General features: G+C 38.7%; 28 protein-coding genes. 6 read left to right on the top strand and 22 right to left on the bottom strand.

Annotated elements, in window-relative coordinates; translation table 11 throughout:
- The 12 genes from M1F74_RS05540 to M1F74_RS05595 form a co-directional block, all read right to left on the bottom strand.
- Positions 1 to 930 carry a tagatose-6-phosphate kinase gene (locus M1F74_RS05540; protein WP_096422310.1) on the bottom strand — a complete coding sequence of 310 codons (930 nt, stop codon included), beginning with the start codon at positions 928 to 930 and terminating at the stop codon, positions 1 to 3.
- 10 nt (positions 931 to 940) lie between these two features.
- Positions 941 to 1456: a galactose-6-phosphate isomerase subunit LacB gene (lacB, locus tag M1F74_RS05545; RefSeq protein WP_001216920.1), complete on the bottom strand. Its 516-nt coding sequence runs from the start codon at positions 1454 to 1456 to the stop codon at positions 941 to 943.
- A gap of 30 nt (positions 1457 to 1486) precedes the next feature.
- Positions 1487 to 1912 (bottom strand): galactose-6-phosphate isomerase subunit LacA, encoded by a 426-nt coding sequence (gene lacA / locus M1F74_RS05550; RefSeq protein WP_000029281.1) that lies wholly within the window; start codon positions 1910 to 1912, stop codon positions 1487 to 1489.
- A gap of 290 nt (positions 1913 to 2202) precedes the next feature.
- On the bottom strand, positions 2203 to 3099 hold the full coding sequence (locus M1F74_RS05555) for an aldose 1-epimerase family protein (RefSeq protein ID WP_096422312.1): 897 nt from the start codon (positions 3097 to 3099) through the stop codon (positions 2203 to 2205).
- A gap of 102 nt (positions 3100 to 3201) precedes the next feature.
- The gene (locus tag M1F74_RS05560) at positions 3202 to 4677 is read right to left on the bottom strand and encodes a PTS galactitol transporter subunit IIC (RefSeq protein WP_096422314.1); all 1476 of its coding nucleotides are present in this window, start codon (positions 4675 to 4677) and stop codon (positions 3202 to 3204) included.
- Between the two features lie 55 nt (positions 4678 to 4732).
- The gene (locus tag M1F74_RS05565; protein WP_000590551.1) at positions 4733 to 5038 is read right to left on the bottom strand and encodes a PTS sugar transporter subunit IIB; all 306 of its coding nucleotides are present in this window, start codon (positions 5036 to 5038) and stop codon (positions 4733 to 4735) included.
- Positions 5039 to 5075: 37 nt separating this feature from the next.
- Entirely contained in the window at positions 5076 to 5552 is a 477-nt protein-coding gene (locus M1F74_RS05570; RefSeq protein WP_000521983.1) for a PTS sugar transporter subunit IIA, read from the bottom strand.
- Between the two features lie 191 nt (positions 5553 to 5743).
- Positions 5744 to 6433, bottom strand: a complete 690-nt coding sequence (locus M1F74_RS05575; RefSeq protein ID WP_000643949.1) for a sugar phosphate nucleotidyltransferase — start codon at positions 6431 to 6433, stop codon at positions 5744 to 5746.
- A gap of 11 nt (positions 6434 to 6444) precedes the next feature.
- Positions 6445 to 7323 (bottom strand): DMT family transporter, encoded by an 879-nt coding sequence (locus M1F74_RS05580; protein ID WP_096422316.1) that lies wholly within the window; start codon positions 7321 to 7323, stop codon positions 6445 to 6447.
- 1 nt (position 7324) lies between these two features.
- A complete protein-coding gene (locus tag M1F74_RS05585) occupies positions 7325 to 8182 on the bottom strand; it encodes a phosphotransferase (protein WP_247946540.1) in 858 nt (285 codons plus the stop codon).
- Between the two features lie 16 nt (positions 8183 to 8198).
- Positions 8199 to 9221, bottom strand: a complete 1023-nt coding sequence (locus tag M1F74_RS05590; protein WP_247946541.1) for a ribitol-5-phosphate dehydrogenase — start codon at positions 9219 to 9221, stop codon at positions 8199 to 8201.
- 4 nt (positions 9222 to 9225) lie between these two features.
- Positions 9226 to 9933 carry an IspD/TarI family cytidylyltransferase gene (locus M1F74_RS05595; RefSeq protein WP_084867179.1) on the bottom strand — a complete coding sequence of 236 codons (708 nt, stop codon included), beginning with the start codon at positions 9931 to 9933 and terminating at the stop codon, positions 9226 to 9228.
- 425 nt (positions 9934 to 10358) lie between these two features.
- Here M1F74_RS05595 and M1F74_RS05600 point away from each other — a divergent pair, with 425 nt between their 5' ends.
- Positions 10359 to 10658, top strand: a complete 300-nt coding sequence (locus M1F74_RS05600) for a YbaB/EbfC family nucleoid-associated protein (RefSeq protein ID WP_000981516.1) — start codon at positions 10359 to 10361, stop codon at positions 10656 to 10658.
- Between the two features lie 38 nt (positions 10659 to 10696).
- Here the strand turns inward: M1F74_RS05600 and M1F74_RS05605 are convergent, their stop codons facing one another.
- The 7 genes from M1F74_RS05605 to glmU all read right to left on the bottom strand — a co-directional run bounded on the left by M1F74_RS05605 (position 10697) and on the right by glmU (position 16681).
- Positions 10697 to 12460: a glycerophosphoryl diester phosphodiesterase membrane domain-containing protein gene (locus M1F74_RS05605; RefSeq protein WP_247946542.1), complete on the bottom strand. Its 1764-nt coding sequence runs from the start codon at positions 12458 to 12460 to the stop codon at positions 10697 to 10699.
- Between the two features lie 8 nt (positions 12461 to 12468).
- On the bottom strand, positions 12469 to 13062 hold the full coding sequence (locus M1F74_RS05610) for a 3'-5' exonuclease (protein ID WP_247946543.1): 594 nt from the start codon (positions 13060 to 13062) through the stop codon (positions 12469 to 12471).
- A gap of 81 nt (positions 13063 to 13143) precedes the next feature.
- Positions 13144 to 13638: a chromosome segregation protein RocS gene (rocS, locus tag M1F74_RS05615; protein WP_000021250.1), complete on the bottom strand. Its 495-nt coding sequence runs from the start codon at positions 13636 to 13638 to the stop codon at positions 13144 to 13146.
- 76 nt (positions 13639 to 13714) lie between these two features.
- Complete coding sequence (locus tag M1F74_RS05620) at positions 13715 to 14407, bottom strand: 5'-methylthioadenosine/adenosylhomocysteine nucleosidase (protein WP_247946544.1); 693 nt, start codon at positions 14405 to 14407, stop codon at positions 13715 to 13717.
- A 16-nt stretch (positions 14408 to 14423) separates the two neighbouring features.
- The gene (gene macP / locus M1F74_RS05625; protein WP_000517856.1) at positions 14424 to 14735 is read right to left on the bottom strand and encodes a cell wall synthase accessory phosphoprotein MacP; all 312 of its coding nucleotides are present in this window, start codon (positions 14733 to 14735) and stop codon (positions 14424 to 14426) included.
- An 11-nt stretch (positions 14736 to 14746) separates the two neighbouring features.
- Positions 14747 to 15292: an NUDIX hydrolase gene (locus M1F74_RS05630; RefSeq protein WP_000393798.1), complete on the bottom strand. Its 546-nt coding sequence runs from the start codon at positions 15290 to 15292 to the stop codon at positions 14747 to 14749.
- Between the two features lie 9 nt (positions 15293 to 15301).
- Positions 15302 to 16681 (bottom strand): bifunctional UDP-N-acetylglucosamine diphosphorylase/glucosamine-1-phosphate N-acetyltransferase GlmU, encoded by a 1380-nt coding sequence (gene glmU, locus M1F74_RS05635; RefSeq protein ID WP_247946545.1) that lies wholly within the window; start codon positions 16679 to 16681, stop codon positions 15302 to 15304.
- 155 nt (positions 16682 to 16836) lie between these two features.
- Here glmU and M1F74_RS05640 point away from each other — a divergent pair, with 155 nt between their 5' ends.
- From M1F74_RS05640 to lysS, 5 genes are all read left to right on the top strand, one after another.
- Complete coding sequence (locus M1F74_RS05640) at positions 16837 to 17637, top strand: glycoside hydrolase family 25 protein (protein WP_247946546.1); 801 nt, start codon at positions 16837 to 16839, stop codon at positions 17635 to 17637.
- Positions 17638 to 17741: 104 nt separating this feature from the next.
- Positions 17742 to 18584 (top strand): DUF368 domain-containing protein, encoded by an 843-nt coding sequence (locus tag M1F74_RS05645; protein ID WP_000493299.1) that lies wholly within the window; start codon positions 17742 to 17744, stop codon positions 18582 to 18584.
- Positions 18584 to 19066 (top strand): aminoacyl-tRNA deacylase, encoded by a 483-nt coding sequence (locus M1F74_RS05650; RefSeq protein ID WP_247946547.1) that lies wholly within the window; start codon positions 18584 to 18586, stop codon positions 19064 to 19066. Before M1F74_RS05645 ends, M1F74_RS05650 begins: the two co-directional genes overlap by 1 nt.
- Positions 19066 to 19689, top strand: coding sequence for a histidine phosphatase family protein (locus tag M1F74_RS05655; RefSeq protein ID WP_247946548.1), 624 nt, complete (start codon positions 19066 to 19068; stop codon positions 19687 to 19689). The genes M1F74_RS05650 and M1F74_RS05655 overlap by 1 nt, the downstream gene beginning before the upstream one ends.
- A gap of 137 nt (positions 19690 to 19826) precedes the next feature.
- Complete coding sequence (gene lysS, locus M1F74_RS05660; RefSeq protein ID WP_070535214.1) at positions 19827 to 21317, top strand: lysine--tRNA ligase; 1491 nt, start codon at positions 19827 to 19829, stop codon at positions 21315 to 21317.
- Positions 21318 to 21417: 100 nt separating this feature from the next.
- On the opposite strand, the gene M1F74_RS05665 is transcribed toward lysS, so the two are convergent.
- Genes M1F74_RS05665 through M1F74_RS05675 form a run of 3 tightly spaced genes read right to left on the bottom strand, consistent with a single transcriptional unit; the run spans position 21418 to position 23548 of the window.
- Positions 21418 to 22257, bottom strand: coding sequence for an amino acid ABC transporter substrate-binding protein (locus M1F74_RS05665; RefSeq protein WP_247946549.1), 840 nt, complete (start codon positions 22255 to 22257; stop codon positions 21418 to 21420).
- A gap of 9 nt (positions 22258 to 22266) precedes the next feature.
- Complete coding sequence (locus M1F74_RS05670) at positions 22267 to 22896, bottom strand: amino acid ABC transporter ATP-binding protein (RefSeq protein WP_057489050.1); 630 nt, start codon at positions 22894 to 22896, stop codon at positions 22267 to 22269.
- Positions 22897 to 22906: 10 nt separating this feature from the next.
- Positions 22907 to 23548, bottom strand: coding sequence for an amino acid ABC transporter permease (locus tag M1F74_RS05675; RefSeq protein WP_000121159.1), 642 nt, complete (start codon positions 23546 to 23548; stop codon positions 22907 to 22909).
- Between the last annotated feature and the right edge of the window lie 59 nt (positions 23549 to 23607).

Genomic DNA, 23607 nt, shown 5'->3' on the forward strand with positions numbered 1-23607 from the left:
TTATACCTCTTTTACTATTAATTGATCATATAGAGCTTGATAGTTGGCCATATTCACATGACCTGTTATCTTTTCTTGAGCATTGAGCATACCAAGGACATTGGCCTTGATGAGGAGTTCTTGATCAGATTCCTTATGAAGAAGTCCTGATGAAATCCCTGCTACAGTAGAATCTCCAGATCCGACAGGATTAACTACCTGAATTCTTGGAATATCTACTTTATAGAAAGTATCCCCTTGTTTTGCAAAAGCACCATTTGCACCAAGTGACACGATAATCCACTCAATCCCTGCAAATAGAGGCTCCTGAAGAACTTCTTTTAATTCATCCAGATCCTCAGAAACTTCTTTCCCAAGAAGCTGAGACAATTCTTCGTTATTTGGTTTAATTACTGTTGGTTTATGTGGTGATTCAAGGACAGCCTGAAGAGCTGCACCTGAGCAGTCTAGAACAACTGGTTTCTCTGCTTGATTAGCAAGCTTCACCAAGTTTGCATAATAGTCAACTGGAAGACCAGCTGGAAGACTACCTGAGATGGTTACTACTTCCACAGTGTCAAGAAGATTTTTGAAATGAGCCAAGAAATCTTGCCCTTCTTGTTCTAGAACTTCAGGCCCTTTCTCAAGAATTTCTGTTTGATTTTCACCATGTAGAATAGCGATACAGTTACGAGTCTCTCCTTGAATTGAGAAGAAATCTTTCGTTACTTTATCATCGATATGTTCTACCAAAAATTCACCAAGTTTACCACCAACTAAACCAGTAGCTACAACAGAATCACCAAATTCTGAAAGAACTCGCGTAACATTGAGACCTTTACCACCAGCTGTCTTGGTCACGTCCACCACACGGTTGACAGTGTCAATTTTTAATTCATCCAAAGGATAAGAAATATCAATGGATGGATTCATTGTGACTGTTAAAATCATGCGTCACCTCTTAGTCGTGGTATTCACCGCGATCCCATTTTTCAAGGAATTCTGTAAAGAAGTTTGCATCTGCTTGATGAGCATTGTGAGTTTCAACGTGCTCAATTTTCGCAATCAATTTTTTGTTTTCTTCTGATGGTTTGTATTCAGCTTTGATGAAAGCTTCAATGATATCGCACATAAGCAATTCACCAGTGATTTTACCACCAAAACCAATAACGTTGGCATTCAATTGTTCTTTTGCATAAAGAGCTGTTGTCATATCACGAACCAAGGCAGAACGAACTCCTGGAACTTTATTTACAGCGTTGTTGATACCAACACCAGTACCACAGATACATACCCCAAGATCAGCTTGACCGCTAGTTACAGCTTCACCAACTTTTTTACCAAAGATTGGGTAGTGAGTACGTGTGTGGTCATAGGTACCAAAGTCGATAACTTCATATCCTTTTGATTTCAAAAATTCTGAAACCGCCATTTTTTCATCTGTTACGATGTGGTCACATCCAATTGCAATTCTCATTTTTAACTTACCTTTCTTACTGTAATCTAATTAGCACATTTTGTTCAACATATCCACACGAATTTGGTGACGACCACCGTCATATTTACCGTTAACAAATCCTTTAGCAATATTTTTAGCCAATTCATCACCAACAAGTTGTGCACCCATAGTGATCATACGTGAGTTGTTGTGTCCACGAGTCATATAAGCTGAACGTTCATCTGAAACTTCTGCAGCAACCATTCCTTTGATTTTAGTTGCGACCATGAATGGACCAGCACCATAAGCATCAATCACGATACCAAGGTTTTGTTCTTCTTTGTTTACTTCTGAAGCAACAGCAAGAGTCACATCAACAAAATCTTGACCTTCAGCTGTAACATCCACAACGTGGAAGTTTTCTTTTTCCAAGAAGTCTTTCACAACTTCTTTCAATCTCAAACCTGCAGCATCTGCACCGATAACAATAGACATATTGTATACTCCTTTTTATTTTTCTAGGCTAGTAAAGACTTTTATAGTTAGCAGTTTACCTACAAAAGGTTTTCTAGCAGTTTAGTGACAAATTTGATTGAATGAGATGAATATCACCTTATCCAAGTCCAGGAAATCAAGTTCCTAGAAACAAACTTTCTCCTCGAAAGAGAATATAACAAGTGGTTATTTGTTTGTTACAAACATCATTTGTTGCTTACAAACATAATATACTCCTATTTTTATAAAAAGTCAACAGTAAATGTTTGTTTTTGTGTTTTATTTTTTATCTAAAAGACTTCAATATCAAAGCCAATTTGATCCACTTGACCAGGTTCTAAGAGACGAACGTTTTTCTTATCTTCTAAATGATCTCCTTCTTCAAGAGATGTAGATAATCCAGACCAAGGTTCAAACGCAATGAATGGTCCCTTATTCAAAGTTGACCAAATGATGAGATTTGAGAACTCTGCAAAGTGGACTTTCAATCCCTTATCATGTTTACGAGAACGAAGGGCAATTGTTCTAGATTGCAATTCATCCAAGGTGACTGCATCTGTGCTGAAAAGATCATAACTAAGATCTATTTCTTTTTGCCCCTCTAGCCATGGACTTCTATCTTGAAAATCTAGCATACCCGTTTCTGGGAAAGGACGTGGGACAGAGCAAGTCTCTTCTTTCTCAAACTCTAAATAGTAATCTTCATAGACTTCATCATCAAATAGAGGACAATTAAATCCCGGATGGCCTCCGATAAAGTATGGCATAACTTTGCTAGTTTCTTTATTAAAGACTTTGTATTGGGTACGAACGGTCTTGCCAGTAACCCTATAAGTGATTTCAAGTCGAAAATGATAAGGATAGTTTTGATAAGTATTCTCATCATCTTCGATAGCGAAGGTTACACTGTTTTCAGTTTGATCAACTAATTCAAATTCTTTTTTGCGAACCAAACCATGTCGAGGAATAGTTCCTTTCGTCTCCGTTCCATCTCCGTGACTGTAGAAGGCTGTATCCTCTCTTAAAGAGCCACAGATTGGAAAAAGTACTGGAGCTTGCCCACTCCAATAGGTGGCATCTCCTTGCCACAAGTACTCAACGCAATCCCGATCCTTAATAGACGACAAGGCACCACCAAAAGTTTTAAATTGGACCGTCAATTGCTCTGATTTTATTTCAATTACCATTATTTTCTCCGATTTCTTGATAGTTTATAAAAAACTAGGCTGTCACTCCCCATTAGGAAACTGACAACCTAGTTTTCACAATTTACATTTTATAGGAGCGAATTATTTAGCATTTGCTGCGTATTCTTCATTACGTTTAATCATTTGTTTTCTATACCAAGCAAAGATACCTACATAGAATACAAGGAAGACTACTGCGCCAAGGATTGCTTTAATATCACCTGTTGTGGCATTACCAATTGCCCAACCAAGAAGTTTTTCGATTGGTCCTTCAAGAGTTGAATGAGTAATCAATTGAGTTTGACTCACACCTTCTGGGAAGGCACCCACACCTTTAGCAAGTTCAGTTGCAAATGGTGCAATAAGTGTACCTGAAAGAAGGAAGAGTGGCAACAAGAGAGTTCCGAAGATGATCATACGGAGCAATTTACCACGAGTAACAACCAAGAGAGCTGGAGTTACACCCATTGCGATGATACCCGCAAGTGGCAAGATACCATTTCCGACTTTAGAAAGAAGTACAGCTTCTACTAGCATGATTGGAGCAAGTACGTTGGCACAAGCCCAGATTTCAGCACGACCAGCGATGAAAGGCCAGTCAAGACCGATGTTAAATTTACGTCCTTGAAGACGTTTAGTAGCAACGTTTGTAATACCTTGTGAAAGTGGTTCCACGGCTGCGATGAACCAAGATCCGATAAGTGAGAAGAGTTCCAAAGATACACCAGCAGTCAAACCAAGGCTCAACCAACCTTTAATTACAAGTTCCCAAGAAGATGCATCTTCTACTCCAGCAACTGGATGTGGAGTTCCCATTAAACCAATAACGATACCAAGAATGAAACCGATGAAGAATTTAGATCCCCAGAAACCGATTTTCTTGTTCAATTTTGCAGCATCAAAGTCATATTTATCTAGACCTGGCAATACTTTATCAAAAATCTTATCCAAGACCATGATAACTGGGTTCATCATGTAGTTCATGTGAGTTGAAGTCATTGGTGATGAACTTGGTGCATTAAGAAGGTCGTCGAATGTTGGTTTCATCAAGTCAGAGTTGATGATTTTCAAAATACCTACAAGGACAACTGCTGCAGTTGCGATGAAAAGGGAAACCCCTTGGCTAACTCCATTGTTGTCTGCATACCATTTGATCAAAAGACCAGTGATTGACAAGTGCCAGATATCGAAGATATCAACGTCAAGTGTGTCTGTTTTCTTCATTGCAAGCATCACAACGTTGACAATCAACATCACAAGCAAGAAGTAAAGTGTCCAGGCAGAACCCCAAGTGATGGTAGCAAGTGGTGCCCAACCAACGTCAGTGATGTTCAATTGAATACCAGTGTTTTCAACGAATTTTGCAAGTGATGCTGAGAAAGCTCCGTTGAGCATACCGATAATAGCACCGATACCAGTAAGGGCGATGGCAAGTTTGATACCACCTTCAAGCGCTTTGGAGAATTTCACTCCAAAAAGTAGGGCCAATACTGTCAAAATGATCAGCATGATGATAGGGCCACCCATAGCCAAGATAGGTTTGAAGATATCGTTGGCCAGATTGATAATGACATCCATAATAGTTCCTCCCGTTTTTCTAAGTTATATGAATGTTAACAAGATAAAGGATAAATTAGCTTAGTCCATGTTCTTTGATAGCTGCTTCAATATTGTCAAATACTGGAGCACTCATCGCTGGAATACGGAACAAGATTGGTCCAGCTTCAATTACTGGAATTCCTGGTTCAAAACCAAGGTCAGTTGCAGCGATTGGCGTGAAGATATCGTATCCCTTGATAAGGTCTTCGTTTACATCTTTCACCATGACTGCATCACAGTGAACGTCATAACCACGATTTGATAGTTCTTCTTCTAGAGCACTTTTAATTTGGTGACTTGAGTTAACACCTGCACCGCAGGCAGCAAGGATTTTAATCATTTGGATTTCCTCCGATTTTAGATTTTAATAGACAAGATTAAGCTGTTGCTTCAGCAATATAAGCATAAAGTTTTTCTGGTTCAGAAATTTTTGATAGATCTTCTAGATGATCCTTCCCTGTAAAGAAATCCATCAACTGAGCCAGAATATTCGTTTGACTTGAACTTGAATTGTTAATGATAAAGAAGAGCAGTGAAACTTCAACCTCTCTATCAGGAGCAATCATATTGTGAAAAGTTACTGGTTTTTCTAATCGAACAACCACTACTTTCTCAGCTAGATTATGAACAATATCTGTATGAGGAATCGCTACATTTGGCAAATCCTTTCCTAGAAATTCCATATCTAAGCCAGTTGGAAATGACTTCTCACGCGCGATCAAGGCTTCACGATAAGTTGGAGTAACGATTTCTCGTTCTTCCAATAAGGTTGCCACCTGATTAAAAAGTTGTTCTTGATTATCCGCTTCTAAGCAAAACACTAGGTTTTTGTCAAAGAAATGATCTAACCCCATAACCTTTTCCCTTCTTTCAATTATCTTTTATGGTATAAGTATAACACTATATGAAATCGTTGTCAATATTTTTTTGTTTCATTTTGTTCATTTTTTTGTAATTTTTGTTTTGTTTCAAGAATATAATCAATATCAAACATTTCTATTTTAAAATCTACAAAAAAAGAAGGCTCAAGCCTTCTTCTCTTTCCTTACTCAATAGTAGATAAAATCTCTTCTAACTTATGGTAATCTTTTACACTATCAATTTCATAAATGCTATTGTCTTCTAATTCTTCAACATACACATCTAATTCTTTGATATTATCCTTAACCATGTTGTCCCAGTAGAGATCTACAAATTCACCACTTGCATATGCTTTGTCAATAAAGCCAACAATCTTCTCTGCAGTTGGAGCATCCCAGAATGAAACCCCACTCAAAATTCGACCAGCTTTGCTGTCAACAATGATGTCTTGAACCTTATAGTCATCACCATAAACCAAGAACCACTCGTTCGTACAGTCTTCACGATAAACGCTGAAATAGGTAGAACGTTTGAGATCGTTTCTAAACATATTTTTGAAAAGATAGTTATCTGCATCGATGACGTAGCTGTTAGCCAAATCTTCTTTTACTAGATAAAGTGAGTAAAAGTTATTGTAATCAGCATACTTGTCGTTAAAGACTAAACGGACACCATATTTCTCTTTTAGGTAGTCAAATTGTTCTTTTAGGTAACCGACAACTATGATAATCTCATCAATTCCTCTCTCTTTCAAAAACTCGATTTGGTATTCTACCAAAGGTTTTTGATTAACCTTAACCAAAGCTTTTGGGGTATTTTCAGTCATAGGGCGCAGACGAGTTCCTAATCCCGCTGCTAAAATAATCGCTTTCACATGAATCTCCTTTATTCTTTAATAATAATATAAACACCAGCCATAACAATAAGTGAAGTGATAATTGTCAGCATATCTAGCGGTGCACCTAAGAAAATAGCTGCAAATAAGACAGTCCAAACTACATAGCTCACATTCAAACCTGTCGCTTTCGCAGGTTGCAAACGATTAATAGCGATATAATAAGCTAAGTAGGAAATCATATCAAAGGCCGCAAAGACAATCAAGAGGCCGAATAATTGCCCATCTGCCACTTCTGCAAATGAATGGTGAGAAAAGAGCACAATCACAAGATAGGACAAGAATGAGGTTACTTGTCGGATTAACAAGGCTTCAATTTCACTTAATTCACTTTCCATGGCGTAGGAACTAAGAACACTTTCACTCCCCCAGGCAATGGCACAGATAAGGGCACAAAGAATCCCAATGTAAAACGAGTTTACTTGTTCAACCTTGTAAGTCTGAGCAATGATCGCTGCAATAATCAAGAAAACACCGAATACTGTATTCTTTGAAACCTTGTGTTTCAAAATGAAGAAGGCGAGCAAAACTGAAATTGCTGGGTAAATAGCCGATACAGATGAAGCTAGAGAACTACCGATATATTTAACCGCATAAAGATTGGCCTGCATGCCTATTGGTCCTGCTAGTAAAGCTCCGATAATTACACTTACATTTCGAATATTTAAGAAAATCGAGAAGCGAACTTTTCCTTCTTTTACCAAAAGAAAAGCTAACAAGATAAAGATACTCAAGAAATCATGAGCAGCAGCCACCACAAAAGGCGAAAGATTTGTAAAAATTGAAAAGATATAAGCACTAATCGTTAGACCTAATCCCCAGAAGATACCAGAGAGCAGACCAAAGGAAACACCATTTTTATTCTTCATCCTAACCTCCATAATAAGTCAAACCTTCGACAGCTCTTTGGTAACGGTTGATACCATAATCTCCAAAATCAGCTCCTTGAGCTTCTTTATACACTGTCCACAAACTCCAGATAGTATCTTGTAAGATTTTATAGATACGAATCTTCTCACGTGATACAGGCGTTTTATCACTTTCATAGTAGGAAAGGAAATCATCTTCCTCTTGCTTTGTAAATTCAGACTCTAAGAAAAGAGCTGCCAAATCCCACATCGGGTCATTCATAGAAGAGTATTCCCAGTCAATCAAATACAAACGACCTTGTGGTGACTCGATAAAGTTTTCTGGTACCAAATCGATGTGACAGGACTTTCTATCAACACCCAAATCAGCCAATCTCTTTTCTAGTGAAAATACATCTTTTCTTACAGTTTCATAGTTTTCATAAGGGATAGGTCCCTCAATCAAGGATTCATATTTGCTGATTTCCTCAAAAGGAGCAAATTCTCCTCTTAATTCTTTCCCTGAAGCGTGGATGGTTTGTAAAATTGGTGCAATCTTTTCAAACTTGGACTTGATTGATGTTAAATCAAGAGTTACTGCTGATTCGATGTACTCATTTACTTTGATCCCTGACTCAATATCAAAGAGATAATTTTTGACATCTAAATCTAAATCCTCTAAAAGTTCAAGATTGTACTTTTCATTTTGACGATTGATGAGTTTTTCAGTCCCTTTACCAAAAAATTTCACAATATACTGTTTGTTGGTTGTTTTAACCAAATAGTTTTGGTTGGTCATGCCTCCCAGCTGTTCAACACTGAGTACTTCCTCTTCATTAGATAGTAAAGAAGAAATTTTTTCTTTGATGAGTTTCTTCACAATTAACCTCCATCTTCTACACTTCCCACTTGAATACTGTTTTAAAAGCAGTATTCAGGTCTGTAGCAAAGACACGGTGAATGTCCTTGATTTCTCTCACAGGTTCTTCAACATAAAGGATATTCTTCAGTCGATTTGCAAACTTTTTAACTTCCATCATTTGAATGGCCTTCTCAAAATCGACGCGTCCTGAGCGAGATGAACCTACTAATAACAATCCTTTTTCCAAAGCATCTCGTGTATTGATATTAACCTTGTATTCACTCACTCCCATCATGAGAATCGTTCCCTGTGGACGAATATAGCGAATCAAGTCATTGATAGCTGGACCTGTACCATCACCACCACAACACTCAAATCCATGATCAAAGGTCAAATCCTCTGGGATATTATCCGTGATATAGCACTCTTTTGCAAAAGAGAAAAGCTCCAATTTTTCCCAATGGCGACCAATGACAATAATCTCTGCTTCTGGCAAAGTATAATTGATAATATTTGCAACCACAAAGGCCAAACTACCATCTCCGATAACAGCGATGCGTTCTCGCTTGCTATGAGCGAGATGCAAGAAACGATCCATAGCATGCATACCAACACTTACAAACTCGGTAATGGCTGCAACTGTGTCCTCAATGTCATTATAAGAAACAACTCGGTCTTTGGGAAGAGAGACAAATTCTCGCATAAAGCCATCATAACCACTAGATAGGAAGTAGGTCCCTGTCATGTAGTTCTCGTAGAATTCCTTGTCACTCTGCATAGGCGGTTGATTTGGAATCATAACTACCTTTTGACCGACTTCATAAGTCCCAGTTGGATCTGAAATAACAGTTCCACAAGACTCGTGAATCATAGCCATAGGAAGCTTTTTAGCCAATATATTTGGATCGCGTTTCCCTTGATAATAACGTTGATATGCATGACAAACCGCCATATAATTTGGACGAATAAGGATATGATTCTCCTGATCAATGTCCTCTTCTTGGTATTTTACATTGATAAACTTTGGTTTTGTCAGTTGATAAATTTGATTAATCATATCCTTAGTCTTTCTCAATCATGCTTTTCGCGATTTTCAAATCTGTTACAGTTGTGATTTTAAGGTTTGAATATTCGCCTTTAGCTAGAGCAACATCTTTACCTTTGATAACAAAAATCTTACATGCATCCGTCAGGATTTCCTTTTCTTGATCAGATAGGGAACCATACAAATCCATGAAATCCTTGCAACGGAAAGTCTGAGGCGTTTGACCTTGATAGAGGTGAGCACGATTTGGAATATCCGTGATAAACTGACCATTGGTACTTTCAACAATGGTATCAACCGCTTCTACTACTGTGTCAACTGCATCATGATCTTGAGCCAGTTTGATGTTGTCCTGGATCATGCGAAGTGTGATAAAGGGACGAACAGAGTCGTGGGTAATCACGATATCTTCTGGAGTGATTGGACGATAGGCATCAATAGCTTCTATAATCTTCTCTATACTGGTATTGCGATCAGCACCACCCTTAGTAATGATGATACGATCCTTGTGAAGAGAAAGATACTTGTCAACCAAGTCCTCAGCGTGTGATACCCAATCTCCATGGACTCCAACTACAATTTTTTCAATACTTGGTTCCAAAACAAATTTTTCAATTGTGTGGATCAAAATAGGTCGATCACCCAACTCCAAGAATTGTTTTGGTAAATTACTGATTCCCATGCGTGTGCCAGTTCCTCCGGCTAGGATTCCTGCATAGATCATTTATATTCTCCTTTAGTTTATTCTAAAAAACTCATTACCATCTATTATATCACAATCTGCCCCCATCATGAAGAAAAGACAGAGCATCATTTAGTCTAATCAACACACCATTTAATGTGAAAAGTGAACAATGTCTTACTAAATCTGGAAAGACCATAACAAATTAAGAAATAAAATTAGGTTATCTTCTATATTATCCATTTAACGTTCGGTTAATATAGAGTTCTTTAGAATATAATAGAAACCTTAAAGAAAACTTAAACATATTTTTAGAAATACAAGAAAAAGCTAGGAAAATTATGGCATCCATTTTTGTAAATTTAAGAAAGCAATCTCTACGATGTTTTAAACTATTGTTAGACTTTTGCTCCTAAAATTGGTAAAATAAAAAAGAAAATAATAGAAAAAGGAAACTATAAACCGCTATGATGAACATGCAGAACATGATGCGCCAAGCACAAAAACTTCAAAAACAAATGGAACAAAGTCAAGCAGAACTCGCTGCCATGGAATTTGTTGGAAAATCGGCTCAAGACCTTGTCCAAGCAACTCTAACTGGTGATAAGAAAGTGGTCAGCATTGACTTTAACCCAGCAGTTGTAGATCCAGAAGATCTCGAAACCCTTTCTGACATGACTGTTCAAGCGATTAACGCTGCTCTTGAACAAATTGATGAAACGACTAAGAAAAAACTAGGTGCTTTCGCTGGAAAATTGCCTTTCTAATCCACAAAAAAAGAGAAACATCTGTTTCTCTTTTTTTCTTAGAAATCAAAGAATTCCATTGCTTTCTTTAAGAGTAATTCCGTGTATTCCGGATCATCTTGAGCCATTGTGACTTGTGACTGGACCATTTCAAGATCATCCGTTATCATGCCATCTGCTCCAAGTCTGACTGCCTTATCAAAGGACTCAGAACTATTCACAGTCCAAACATATAGTTTCTGATCTGTTGTCCAAAGTTTATTGACAAAGTATTCATCCAAAGTTGAATATTCCATGGTATAACCAGTCGCCTTGGTTCTCGGAAACACACTATTATATGGCAGGATGAAGTACACTGGAATTTCAGGATCGTAAGCCAAGACCTTATCAATCACATGATAGTCTAGTGACTGCATCTGGTGGCCATATTTCTTGATCGTCGTTCCATACTTTTCAAGGAAATGGTCCATCATTTGTGGGCTATCTTTTTTACTGGTTTTAATCTCAATCAACAATTTTTGGTTTAAAGCATTTGCTCGCTCTAAATAGGCATCAAAACTTGAAATCTTTGTTTGATAACCATTCTCGTAAATATCTGTATTTGTTAATTCATCCAGAGTTAAGTCTTGCGGTGTAGCATTAATTCTTGCTAGCGATTTAAGGTTAGCATCGTGCATCATCACGAACTGACCGTCTTTCGTTTCCTGAACATCTATTTCAATGAGATCTGGTTTTAGTTGAGCTGTTTTTTCCAAAGACTGCACAGTATTTTGAACACCATTTTTATTACTTACTCCTCTGTGCGAAATCACTAAAGGTGTATTGGTATCCGGAGACTCCAAATAGATGTAACCTTCTAAAGCAAAGAAGATACTTGCACACCCCATGACTCCCCACCTCATCAAATGGTCTTTCTTTCGCCTTGGCATGATCTCCAACTCTTCTCCCGTCAGGAAGGAAACAAACTTCACTAGGAAATAAGTCAGAGTCATGTAATGGAGGTTTTTAATCAAGATAAAATTAATCACACCAAGAATCAAGGATTCTTTTTGAGTAAAATTATCCATTACCGCCTGAGCAAAGAGCAAGGGAATTAACAAAACAAAGAAGAAGAGATAGGTTTTAATGATAATGAGTAGAAGATGCCAAGAGAAGAAAAGGACGTTTTTCTTCGTCTTTTGGAGACTATATTTCACACTTTCTCTTACTGTCTTTCTTTCAAAGAGAATCTTAGGAAGGGCAAACATGAAGCGAACAGAAATGTAGAGAAAGATCCAAGCGGATGCTATGATCAACAGCCCTACCAGCCAGTTCTTATCTTCTAGGTATGTAACGATAAAATCAGGGATAATAATCTTATTGAGATAGTAGATTTTTAAAATTTTCCTAATAAAAGGAAAAAGCAGAGCTACATAAAAGAAGACAAAGGCCATCTTACAAAAGCTCAATCGTTTGACAAATAGAAAACTCTGGTGAAAGACTTTTCGACTATATTCAATCAGGGTTCTCTTTTCATGGTAGAGAAGGTGACGCGCCCCAATGAACAAAAGACAGATTTGAAAATAAGCCACTAAAAGATTGATTACTATTAAAATGAGAAAGGCTAAACTGACAAAAGGCGAGCCTTGTATAATCGCCCAAAAGTTATTGTAGGAGATAAACAAGTAACCTGTTTGTCTTAGAAGTATGCCAGCTATCCATGAATTCAATGGCAACCAAACAAACTCTACCATCATGAAAATCAAGAAAAATAGAAATAGTATTTTATCTAGGTTATAGTATATCTTCCTAAAACCTAGCTTTTTAGGTTTTTCAGGTTTCATAGGCACTCCTAGTCTAAAAATTGAGATAAATCTAAGCCACCGAAAGGATTATTCAGAGAAAAACTACTCTGGTCTTCTATTAATAGCTTTCCTTCATCCGATTCTAAAAAGGCTTCGTAAACACGCGCCGTCATGCGGGCATCCTCTAAACTGTTATGAGACCTCCCGTGAAAACCTAAAAAATTCGCGACAGTTTGCAATTTGAGATTTGCTATGCCGTGTAGGTCAGAACTACGCCGTTCAAAAGCCTCATCATATAGATCAACCTTATACTGGTCACGATAATCGATACCGTGCTCCAAGAGAATGGGCAAATCACTCTTGGTCGCATTGTAACCAACCATAGGTAAATTACCAGCAAAGGTCTGAAAATCTCTTAAAACTTGTTCCACCATTGGCGCATCTTTCAAGGTTTCAGCTGTGATTCCAGTTAAGCCATTGATAAAACTCTTCAAAGGTGCTGTAGTATGAACATAAGAATCAAAGGCACTTATTTCTTGACCATTTTGAAAGCGAACTGCTGATACTTGAATTAAATGGGTAACCCCTTCGTATTGATTGAACTCCAAATCAAAGGCAATATAATCTCTTAATTTTTCCATTTTTTACCTCAGTTCCGACTCGATTTAAACCATAAATAATAAAAGAAGCTATCAGGTTAGTGAATAACCCAAACAGCTTCTTTATTTTCCTCCAAATAAGCGAGCAAAAAAGCCTTTTTTGGTAGCTTGAACTTCTTCTTTTGCTTGGTCCAACTCTAGTTTCAAGGTTTCTTGATCCTTCATGGCTTGAAGAGTTAATTGTTGCTGTTGGTCCAACTGTTTGTCCTTTTCAGCAATCTGGCGGTCTTTGATGCGCATCTGCTCATCTTTTTCTGTCAACTGCTGGTCCTTGGCCTTGAGTTGCTCGTACAATCGAAGAATTTCAGCATTCTTCTCATCGACCAAGATTTCCATCAGTTCGCGTTGTTTGACATCATCACTGACTGGTTCATCTTCAAAAATCGTTTTTTTGTAGATTTCTTCTAGCTTAATCAAGCCACTTCGAGTAACTACAGTTACACCTTTGTCATTTTTTTTCGTGTCCTCTTCAGGAAGTTCTTTGACACGATTGTTGATTGCTTGACGAGAAAGTCCTAAGACCTCTGCAATCTCACTGACGGTCATTTCAATACTCATAATATCCTCTGAAACGTTTTCTAGCTTTTCTTTACTTAAATCTTATCATAAGCTAGATAAACTGTCAAATTTCCGCTTAATCCATAGCCTTTAAAAAGGCCAGTAAAACTTGAGCAGAACGACGTCCAGCTTCAATGATAAACTCATCAAAAGAGATAGAAGCTTCGTGATTAGCATTGTCGCTCATGGCACGAATGACCAAGAAAGGTAGGCCAAGAGCCTGAGCCGCCTGTGCAATTGCTGCCCCTTCCATTTCAACTGCTAAAACTTCTGGGAAGTGGGACTTAATACTAGCAATCTTATCCTCCCCAGCTATAAAACTGTCCCCTGTAGCAATCAAGCCTAGGTGCCATATCTGCTCTAATTGAGATAAGTTTTCTTTAATCCTAGCGATGAACTTCTTATCGGATTCAAAGTAAAGAGGTTGACCAGCCATTTGGCCATAAGCATAGCCAAAAGCAGTTACATCCACATCATGGTAAGCCAATTTATCCGCAATCACAACATCTCCAACAGCAATACCTTCTGCAACTGCACCTGCCGATCCTGTATTGATAACGGCATCTACTTGGAAATGGTCAGCTAACACCGCTACACTCATAGCTGACATGACCTTTCCAATCCCACTCTGAACTAGAACAACTTCTGTCTTGCCAACAGTGCCAGTATAGTAAGTATTTCCGAGGACTTGGACTTCTTGTGCTCGATCTAAATTCTGAGTCAAGTGTACGAGCTCTTCTGGCATTGCTGCAATGATTCCAATTTTCATTTTATTTCCTTTTCTATTACAAAAGTTTCATCGCCAACACAAGTAAAATCAAGAGTAGGATGACTGTAAATAAGATTCTGTTTAATTTTGAGTTAAAAACATTTCTCTTGGTATTCTCAATGCGACGGCTCTTATGAATCGTTGGCTCTACTTCGATTGTTAAAGTATCTTGAATAGAATTATAGTCTCTAGAACGTGAATAACCAAAGTTTTGTGAAGAAGTTGATAAAATTTTAGTTTCCTCGTCATCTTGAAGAGGTGGCCCAGAGATTTTCTCCCCACGATTGGCACGTTCGATTATTTCATCTGTTAACAAAGGTTTTCCCATGGGCTACTCCTCTATTTCTTTTGCAATTCCCAGTACTGGATTGCCATAATCGTCTTGGCATCACAGATATGGCCAGACTGAATTAAGTTTTTTGCTTCTTCAAGGCTGACCTCTAGAACTTCCAAGGTTTCATCATCATCTTGCGGACGAGGATTTTCCACCTTAGTTAAATCTCTTGCGAGGTAGAGTTTTAATTTTTCGTTACAAAAACCAATAGCAGAGTAGAAATCATATAGAAGTTCTAACTTACCTGTATAGGCAACCTCCTCCTCCAATTCACGAAGGGCCGCCGACATGGGATCTGCATTTTCACCAATTTCCAGTTTACCAGCAGGAATTTCATAAGAGATAGCTTCAATAGCTTTTCTGTATTGCTTAACAAGGACGATTTTGTCCTCAGCTGTTACAGCTAGAACACATACGCCTCCATTGTGAAAAATCAGATCACGTTGGGCAGTTCCCTTCCCTTCTGGTAGTTCCACCTGATCTTGCACTAGCTTAAAAATAGGACCTTGGTAGATTTCCTTCCGGCTAATCGTTTTTTCTTCAAATTCCATTATAGACTCCTACTGATTCTTAGGATGATGAGGCAAACGTAGTGCATATTCATCTTTATTAACTTGACGTCCACGTCCAATAGCAATGGCGTCAGCTGGAACATCTTTTGTAATCGTTGAACCAGCTCCAACTAGTGAATTATCACCAAGTTCCACTGGAGCAATGATGGTTGAGTTTGATCCAACAAAGACATTATTGCCAATGACAGTCTTGTACTTATTCTTCCCGTCGTAGTTAACTGTAATCGTACCTGCGCCAAAGTTAACATGGCTACCTACCTCACAGTTTCCGATATAGGTCAAATGACCTGCCTTGGTATTTTCACCGATTGAAGATCCTTTTACTTCAACAAAGTTTCCAATGTGAACTTGGGAAGCTAGACTTGAGCCTGGACGAATATGAGCATACGGACCGACTGTCACACCATCTGCAACTGTACTTTCCTCAATCATTGAATTCGTAATCACAGCTCCAGCTCCGATAGCGCTATCCACGATATAAGTTCCATTTGTTAAAACAGTTTCCGCCCCAATCTTCGTTTGACCTTTCAAGGTAACGTTGGCTTCGATTTGAACTTCAGGTGCAATCTCGACATCAACGTCAATATAAGTTGCTTCTGGATTGACAAAGCTAACACCATTAACCATGTGCTTTTGGTTGATACGGCGGCGCATCACTGCTTCCGCAGTGGCAAGAGCCACACGGTCGTTTACCCCAAGACTTTCATCAAAATCCTTGAGAGTATAGGCGCCAACCTTCTCACCTGCATTACGGAAAATACCAATCACATCAGTAATATAGTATTCACCTTGGGCATTGTTGGTGTTGATGTTTTTAAGGGCCTCAAAAAGACGTTCATTGTCAAATACATACGTTCCCGTATTGATTTCCTTAATTTGCTTTTCAAAGTCTGTGGCATCTTTCTGCTCCACAATGCGAAGAACTTCAGCATTATCGTTACGGACGATACGACCATACCCAAAAGGATCTGCTGCTTCAGCCGTTAAAATAGTCGCCACATTTTTGTGATTGATATGGAAATCCAAGAGATTTTTCAAGCTTTCACCTGTAATCAGAGGAGTATCTCCAGCGATAACCAAGGTGTGCCCAGAGCGATTTTGGAGAATGGGCTCTGCCATCATAACGGCATGCCCAGTTCCTAGTTGTTCCGATTGAGTGACAAAGTCTGTCTGACCAGCCAATACTTGCTCAACTAACTCCGCCTTGTGTCCCACAACAGTGACTGTTTTTTCAGGTTGAATAGCATCAACACTACGAAAAACATGCTCCAACATCGAAATTCCTGCTACTTTATGAAGTACCTTTGGAAGATCTGATTTCATGCGAGTACCTTTACCCGCTGCTAAGATAATGGCATAATTTGACATACTATTCTCTTTTCTGTAAAAATTCCCTTATATTATACCATAATTTACTTCCTTAGGAGTAAACAAACAGAGAAATAGGGGAAAACATGCTAGTTCATTCATCTTTTCAACGTTTTCTTTGATTTTTTTATCTATTTACGTTAAACTAATTAGATATGAGAAAAGAGATTCATCCAGCTATTATTTTTAGTCTATTCACCATTGTTATAGCTATTTTAATCTTTAATAAACCAGCTTATGAAGACCATTCGGTCAAGTCAAAAAGCAACACTGTCCAAGTTGAAAATCAGGCCTTGCATAATCTTGATAAACCCATTATTGACATTTCTGGTTGGCAAAGACCAGAGGAGATAAACTACGATATTTTATCTCAAAATATTTCTGGAGCTATTGTTCGCGTACACAGTGGTACTCAACACACGGAAGCAAATGATGCAGCCTTTATCAACGGAGTCGATAAAGCCTATAAAAATCACATTTTAGAATTTCAAAAGCGCAATGTTCCCGTAGCCGTCTATGCTTATCTAGCTGGTACGAACAAAGAAGAAATGGAAAAAGCGGCTGAAGTTTTCTACAATTCTGCTTCTCCATACAACCCTAGTTATTACTGGCTTGACGTTGAGAAAAAAACAATGGAAGATATGAATGACGGAGTCGAAGCTTTTCGAGCTAAGCTTGAATCGCTGGGCGCTAAAAACATCGGGATCTACGTTGGGGTTTATTTCATGCAAGAACATAGCATCAATACGGAAAATTTCTCCGCTGTTTGGATTCCTTCTTATGGGACAGACTCAGGCTACTTTGAGTCCACACCCAATACTGATTTAGACTATGACCTCCATCAGTATACTTCCAAAGGAAAAATTGCAGGATTTGAACATCACCTAGACATCAATCTCATTTCTACTGATAAGGAAAAAGAAGAAACCTTCCGAAAGCTATTTTTAAGACCATAAAGCAAGTGAAAATCGCAACTTTTTCACTTGCTTTTTCATTTTTTTGCCGTCTGTGTTATAATTGATAAGACAGAGAAATAATTTATGAAATTGAGGAGTCTAATATGTTTTCATGGATTGCAAGAGTTATTAAAGGAATCGTCATCGCCTTAGGATTTATCCTACCTGGAATTTCTGGTGGTGTTCTAGCAGCGATTTTGGGGATCTACGAGCGAATGATTGGCTTTCTTGCTCATCCCTTTAAGGATTTTAAAGAGAATGTCCTTTACTTTATCCCAGTAGCTATCGGGATGCTGCTAGGCATTGGTTTGTTTTCCTATCCGATCGAGTATTTGCTAGAAAATTACCAAGTCTATGTTTTGTGGAGCTTTGCCGGAGCTATCATCGGTACAGTTCCTAGTCTCCTTAAAGAATCTACTCGAGAATCTGATCGTGATAAGATTGATCTAGTCTGGTTCTGGACTACCTTTATCCTTTCAGGACTAGGGCTCTACGCGCTAAACTTTGTTGTTGGTTCTCTCAGCGCCAGTTTCGCTAGTTTCATCTTGGCAGGTGTTCTTTTAGCTCTAGGTGTCTTGGTACCTGGTTTAAGTCCATCAAATCTACTCTTGATTTTAGGACTGTACGCTCCAATGCTAACTGGCTTTAAGACCTTCGATTTATTTGGTACCTTCCTTCCTATCGGGATTGGTGCAGGAGCAACTCTTATTATCTTTTCAAAATTAATGGACCATGCCTTGAACAACTACCACTCCCGTGTTTATCACTTTATTATTGGAATTGTGCTATCAAGCACCCTCTTGATTTTGATTCCAAATGCTGGAAGTGCTGAAAGTATCCAATACACTGGACTTTCCATCGTAAGCTATGTTCTCATCGCCTTCTTCTTTGCACTTGGCATTTGGCTTGGTATCTGGATGAGTCAATTGGAGGATAAGTATAAATAATGGCAAAGAAAGTTAAGATTAAGAAAACCTTGGTCGAACAAATCTTGACCAAGGCAGGAATTGAGCACACAGGGATTCAAATCAATGCGCTTGAGGGTGAACTTCCTTCGGAATATGATCGAACACATATCTTTAAAACCTTGGCTCTGCTGGGGGACAAGACAGGCCCAATTATCGGAATCGTCCCCATAACAGAACACCTCGCTGAGAAAAAACTAGCAAAGGTTTCTGATAATAAAAAGGTGAGTATGATTCCACAAAAAGACCTAGAAAAAACGACAGGCTATATTCATGGGGCAAATAATCCCGTCGGCATTCGCCAAAAACACAACTATCCTATTTTTATTGATAAAACAGCTCTAGATTTAGACAAAATAATCGTCTCTGCTGGGGAAGTCGGGCATAGTATCATTATTGCTCCACAAGACTTGGCTAGCTTTGTGAAAGCAGATTTTGCAGATATCTTGGAGGAAAACAACTGATGAAACTCTATTTTGTGCGTCACGGCCGAACTATCTGGAATCTTGAAGGACGTTTCCAAGGTGCTGGAGGGGACTCACCTCTTCTTCCTGAGTCTATTGATACCTTAAAGGCGCTCGGTCAATATCTCAGCAATATCCCTTTCGATGAGATTTATTCAAGTGATTTACCAAGGGCGATCAAATCTGCTGAAATTATCCAAAGTCAACTCCAGATACAATGTCCTTTAAAGGCTATTCCTGACCTGCGTGAATGGCATCTCGGAAAACTAGAGGGATTAAAAATTGCAACATTAGAGGCCATCTACCCACAACAAATCAAGGCTTTTCGTACAAACTTAGCTAAGTTCGATACAAGAATGTTTGAAGCGGAATCCCTCTACTCTACAACTCAACGCACCATTCAATTTATCAAATCTCTGAAGGGGAGTCAGGCTAAGAGAGTTCTAATCGTTGGTCATGGTGCAAATCTCACTGCTAGTCTTCGTACCCTTCTAGGTTATAAAGAGCCCCTTCTTCGAAAAGATGGTGGTTTAGCAAATGCTAGTCTAACAATTTTAGAAACCGAGGATTTTGAAACCTTCACTCTGGAAAGGTGGAATGACACTTCCTATCAGGGAAAATAATGGAACTTGATCTTAATGGTCAAGTTCTTTTTAGTTTTCAAAGAATATCCGTGAATTTCTTGACTATTTATGATAAAATGAGAGTACCGCAAAAAAGACTCATCGTATCAAATTTTGAGTAAAATTAGGAGGATTTCATGTCTACAGAACATATGGAAGAACTAAATGACCAGCAGATCGTTCGCCGTGAAAAAATGGCTGCGCTCCGTGAACAAGGAATTGATCCTTTCGGAAAACGTTTTGAACGTACTGCTAACTCTCAAGAACTAAAAGACAAATTTGCAGAACTCGATAAAGAACAATTACATGAATTAAACGAAACTGCTACTATCGCTGGACGTTTAGTTAGTAAACGTGGTAAAGGAAAAGTCGGCTTCGCCCATCTTCAAGACCGAGAAGGTCAAATCCAAATCTACGTTCGTAAAGATGCTGTTGGTGAAGAAAACTATGAAATCTTTAAGAAGGCTGACCTAGGAGACTTCCTCGGTGTCGAAGGTGAAGTCATGCGTACAGATATGGGAGAGCTCTCTATCAAGGCAACTCACATTACACACTTGTCTAAAGCACTTCGCCCACTTCCAGAGAAATTCCACGGTTTGACTGACGTTGAAACAATTTACCGTAAACGTTACCTTGACTTGATTTCTAACCGTGAAAGCTTCGAACGTTTTGTCACTCGTTCAAAAATCATTTCTGAAATCCGTCGTTACCTTGACCAAAAAGGTTTCCTTGAAGTGGAAACACCTGTTCTTCATAATGAAGCCGGTGGTGCTGCTGCCCGTCCATTTATCACTCACCATAATGCCCAAAATATTGATATGGTCCTTCGTATCGCGACTGAGCTTCACTTGAAACGCCTTATTGTTGGTGGTATGGAACGTGTTTATGAAATTGGCCGTATCTTCCGTAACGAAGGAATGGATGCTACACATAACCCTGAGTTCACTTCTATCGAAGTTTACCAAGCTTATGCAGACTTCCAAGACATCATGGACTTGACTGAAGGCATTATCCAACATGCTGCTAAAGCTGTTAAAGGAGACGGCCCAGTCAACTACCAAGGAACTGAAATCAAAATCAACGAACCATTTAAACGTGTTCACATGGTGGATGCTATCAAAGAAATTACTGGTGTAGATTTCTGGCAAGATATGACTTTCGAGGAAGCCAAAGCTATCGCTGCTGAGAAGAAAGTTCCAGTTGAGAAACACTACACTGAAGTTGGTCACATTATCAATGCTTTCTTTGAAGAATTTGTCGAAGAAACCTTGATTCAACCAACCTTTGTCTACGGTCATCCAGTAGCTGTCTCTCCACTCGCTAAGAAAAATCCTGAAGATGAACGCTTTACTGACCGTTTCGAGCTCTTTATCATGACTAAGGAATACGGTAATGCCTTTACTGAGTTGAATGACCCAATCGACCAACTTAGTCGCTTTGAAGCCCAAGCAAAAGCTAAAGAACTTGGTGATGATGAAGCAACAGGTATCGACTACGACTACATCGAGGCTCTTGAATACGGTATGCCACCAACTGGTGGTTTGGGTATCGGTATCGACCGTCTTTGCATGCTCCTCACTGATACAACCACTATTCGTGATGTATTGCTCTTCCCAACAATGAAATAATACTCTTTGATTTTCATTGAGTATAAGCTCTTATCCTCTGGTACTTGCCAGAGGATTTATCGATACAAAAAGAGACTGAGGAAAAACTCAATCTCTTTTCTTATTCTTGATTTTTAACTTGACTGGTGGCTACATCTTCCCCAAACCATTTCTGGCTGATTTCCTGGAATTTTCCTTCTTGGTATAGTGATACAAAGGCTTGATTCAGAGCAGCTAGCAAGATTTTATCAGCAGGTCTAACACCCACAGCAAAAGCTTCACTTTCAAATCCAGCTGAAAAGACATTGTAGTCATTTAATATTCCTTCAGACTGGAGATAATAATTGGCATATACCCGGTCAATCAACAAGGCTTCAATTCGGTCATTTTTCAAATCAATCAAGGCTTCATTAAAACTTTGGTATTGGTTGGCCTTCTGGTCTTTGACACGATTTTTCAATAAGTCTGGCTGGGCTTCAAAATCCAAATAACCAGAAGATCCAGCCTGAGCCCCTAAAACTTTGTCTGTCATATCCTGAATTGAGTGGATATTTTTAGACTTTTTAGAGACCAAAACTTGTTGATTTTCCATGTAAGGAATGGTAAAAGCGACCTTCTCTTTCCGTTCATCTGTAGCTGTATAGCCATTCCAGATGGCATCAATAGTACCATTTTGTAATTCAGTTTCTTTCATATCCCAGTCGATGGGTTGAAATTTAATCTGAATTCCTAGCTTTTCAGAGGCAGCTTGGGCTAGGTCAATATCAAAGCCCGCGTACTGGCCATTCTTTTCCTCAAATCCCATGGGAACAAAGGTATTGTCAAAGCCAATGGTAATGCTACCCTGTTTTTGATATTTGGCCCAATTATCCTGATTTGGATCACTTGCCTTCTGAGTACAAGCTGTCAGGAAGAAGCTAAAGAACAGAGCAAGTACAAGGGCAATTTTCTTTCTCTTCATAGGCACCTCCTACTTTGGATCAACCTTAAGGATCTGATCAGCAATGTTTTCTGCAAACTGAAGGTCGTGGGTAACAACAATCTGAGTCATCCCACGCTCTTTATTTTGAAGGATGAGTTTTTCTACTTCTAATCGCAATTCTGGGTCTAAGGCTGATGTAGGCTCATCATATCCAATAATTTCTGGGTTTATCATCATGGCGCGTGCTAAGGCCACCCGTTGTTTTTGCCCACCTGAAAGTGAGAAAGGGAAGGCATCTGCATGCCCAGCTAATCCAAGTTGTTCTAACAAACCACGCGCCTTCTTCTCAGCAATTTCCTTCTCCATATTCATTGTTTTTATAGGCGACAGAGTTAAGTTATCTAAAACTGACAAATGCGGAAAGAGTTGAAAATCTTGGAAGACAAATCCTAGTAGGTTGCGCTTTTCTAGTTCGTCTATAGCTAGCGATTCGCCGTTATAGTAGATTTCCCCAGAATCGATGGTTTCCAGTCCAGCTAGCATACGTAATAGGGTTGTCTTTCCGCCTCCTGATGGACCTACGATTGCGAGGATTTGCTTTTCAGGAATTGATAGGCTGAAATTGGTTAAGATTTGTTTGCCACCAAAGGCCTTGTTGATGTTTCGTAATTCTAACATAGCAATCCTCCTATCTGTAATAACTGTACTTCTTCTCAAGTTTTTTCGCTACAATGGTTACAAGACCAATCATGATCAAATAAATCGCTCCAGCTAAAAACATAGGAACAAGACTAGCATCTCGATTGGCTGCAGTCCTACTAGCCAAAATCAAATCTGAAATCCCCAAAGCATAGACCAAAGAAGTATCTTTGACCAAACTCATAATTTCATTAAAGACACTCGGTAAGACAATCTTTGTAACCTGAGGAAGGATGATATAGCGAACTGTATCAAAGGAGCTAAATTTTAACACTTTTGCGGCTTCATACTGCCCTTTGGGAATGGTTTCAATCCCACCACGAAAGATTTCTGCAAAGTAGGCTGCATAGTTCAATACAAAAGCGATCACAGCAGCAGGCAAACGATCTAAACGTATCCCAATGCTAGGAAGAACATAGTAAATAAAGATTAATTGCAAGAGCAAAGGAGTCCCTCGCATTACCCAAATATAAAGGTCAATGAGATAATGGAGGGGTTTCCAGCGGACTTGTAAAGCAAAGGCAACGACAATACCTAAGGGAATTGAAAAAATTAAAACCAGAGCAAAGACCTGAAGTGTCATACTTGCACCGTTTAACAAACTTGGTAATATCTCAAACATATAAGACATACTGCACCTCCTAAAAATAATTGTTCCTATTATAGCATAAATAAACAATTTAGCAAGAG

This window comes from Streptococcus oralis (assembly GCF_023109315.1).
GTDB lineage: Bacteria > Bacillota > Bacilli > Lactobacillales > Streptococcaceae > Streptococcus > Streptococcus oralis_BS.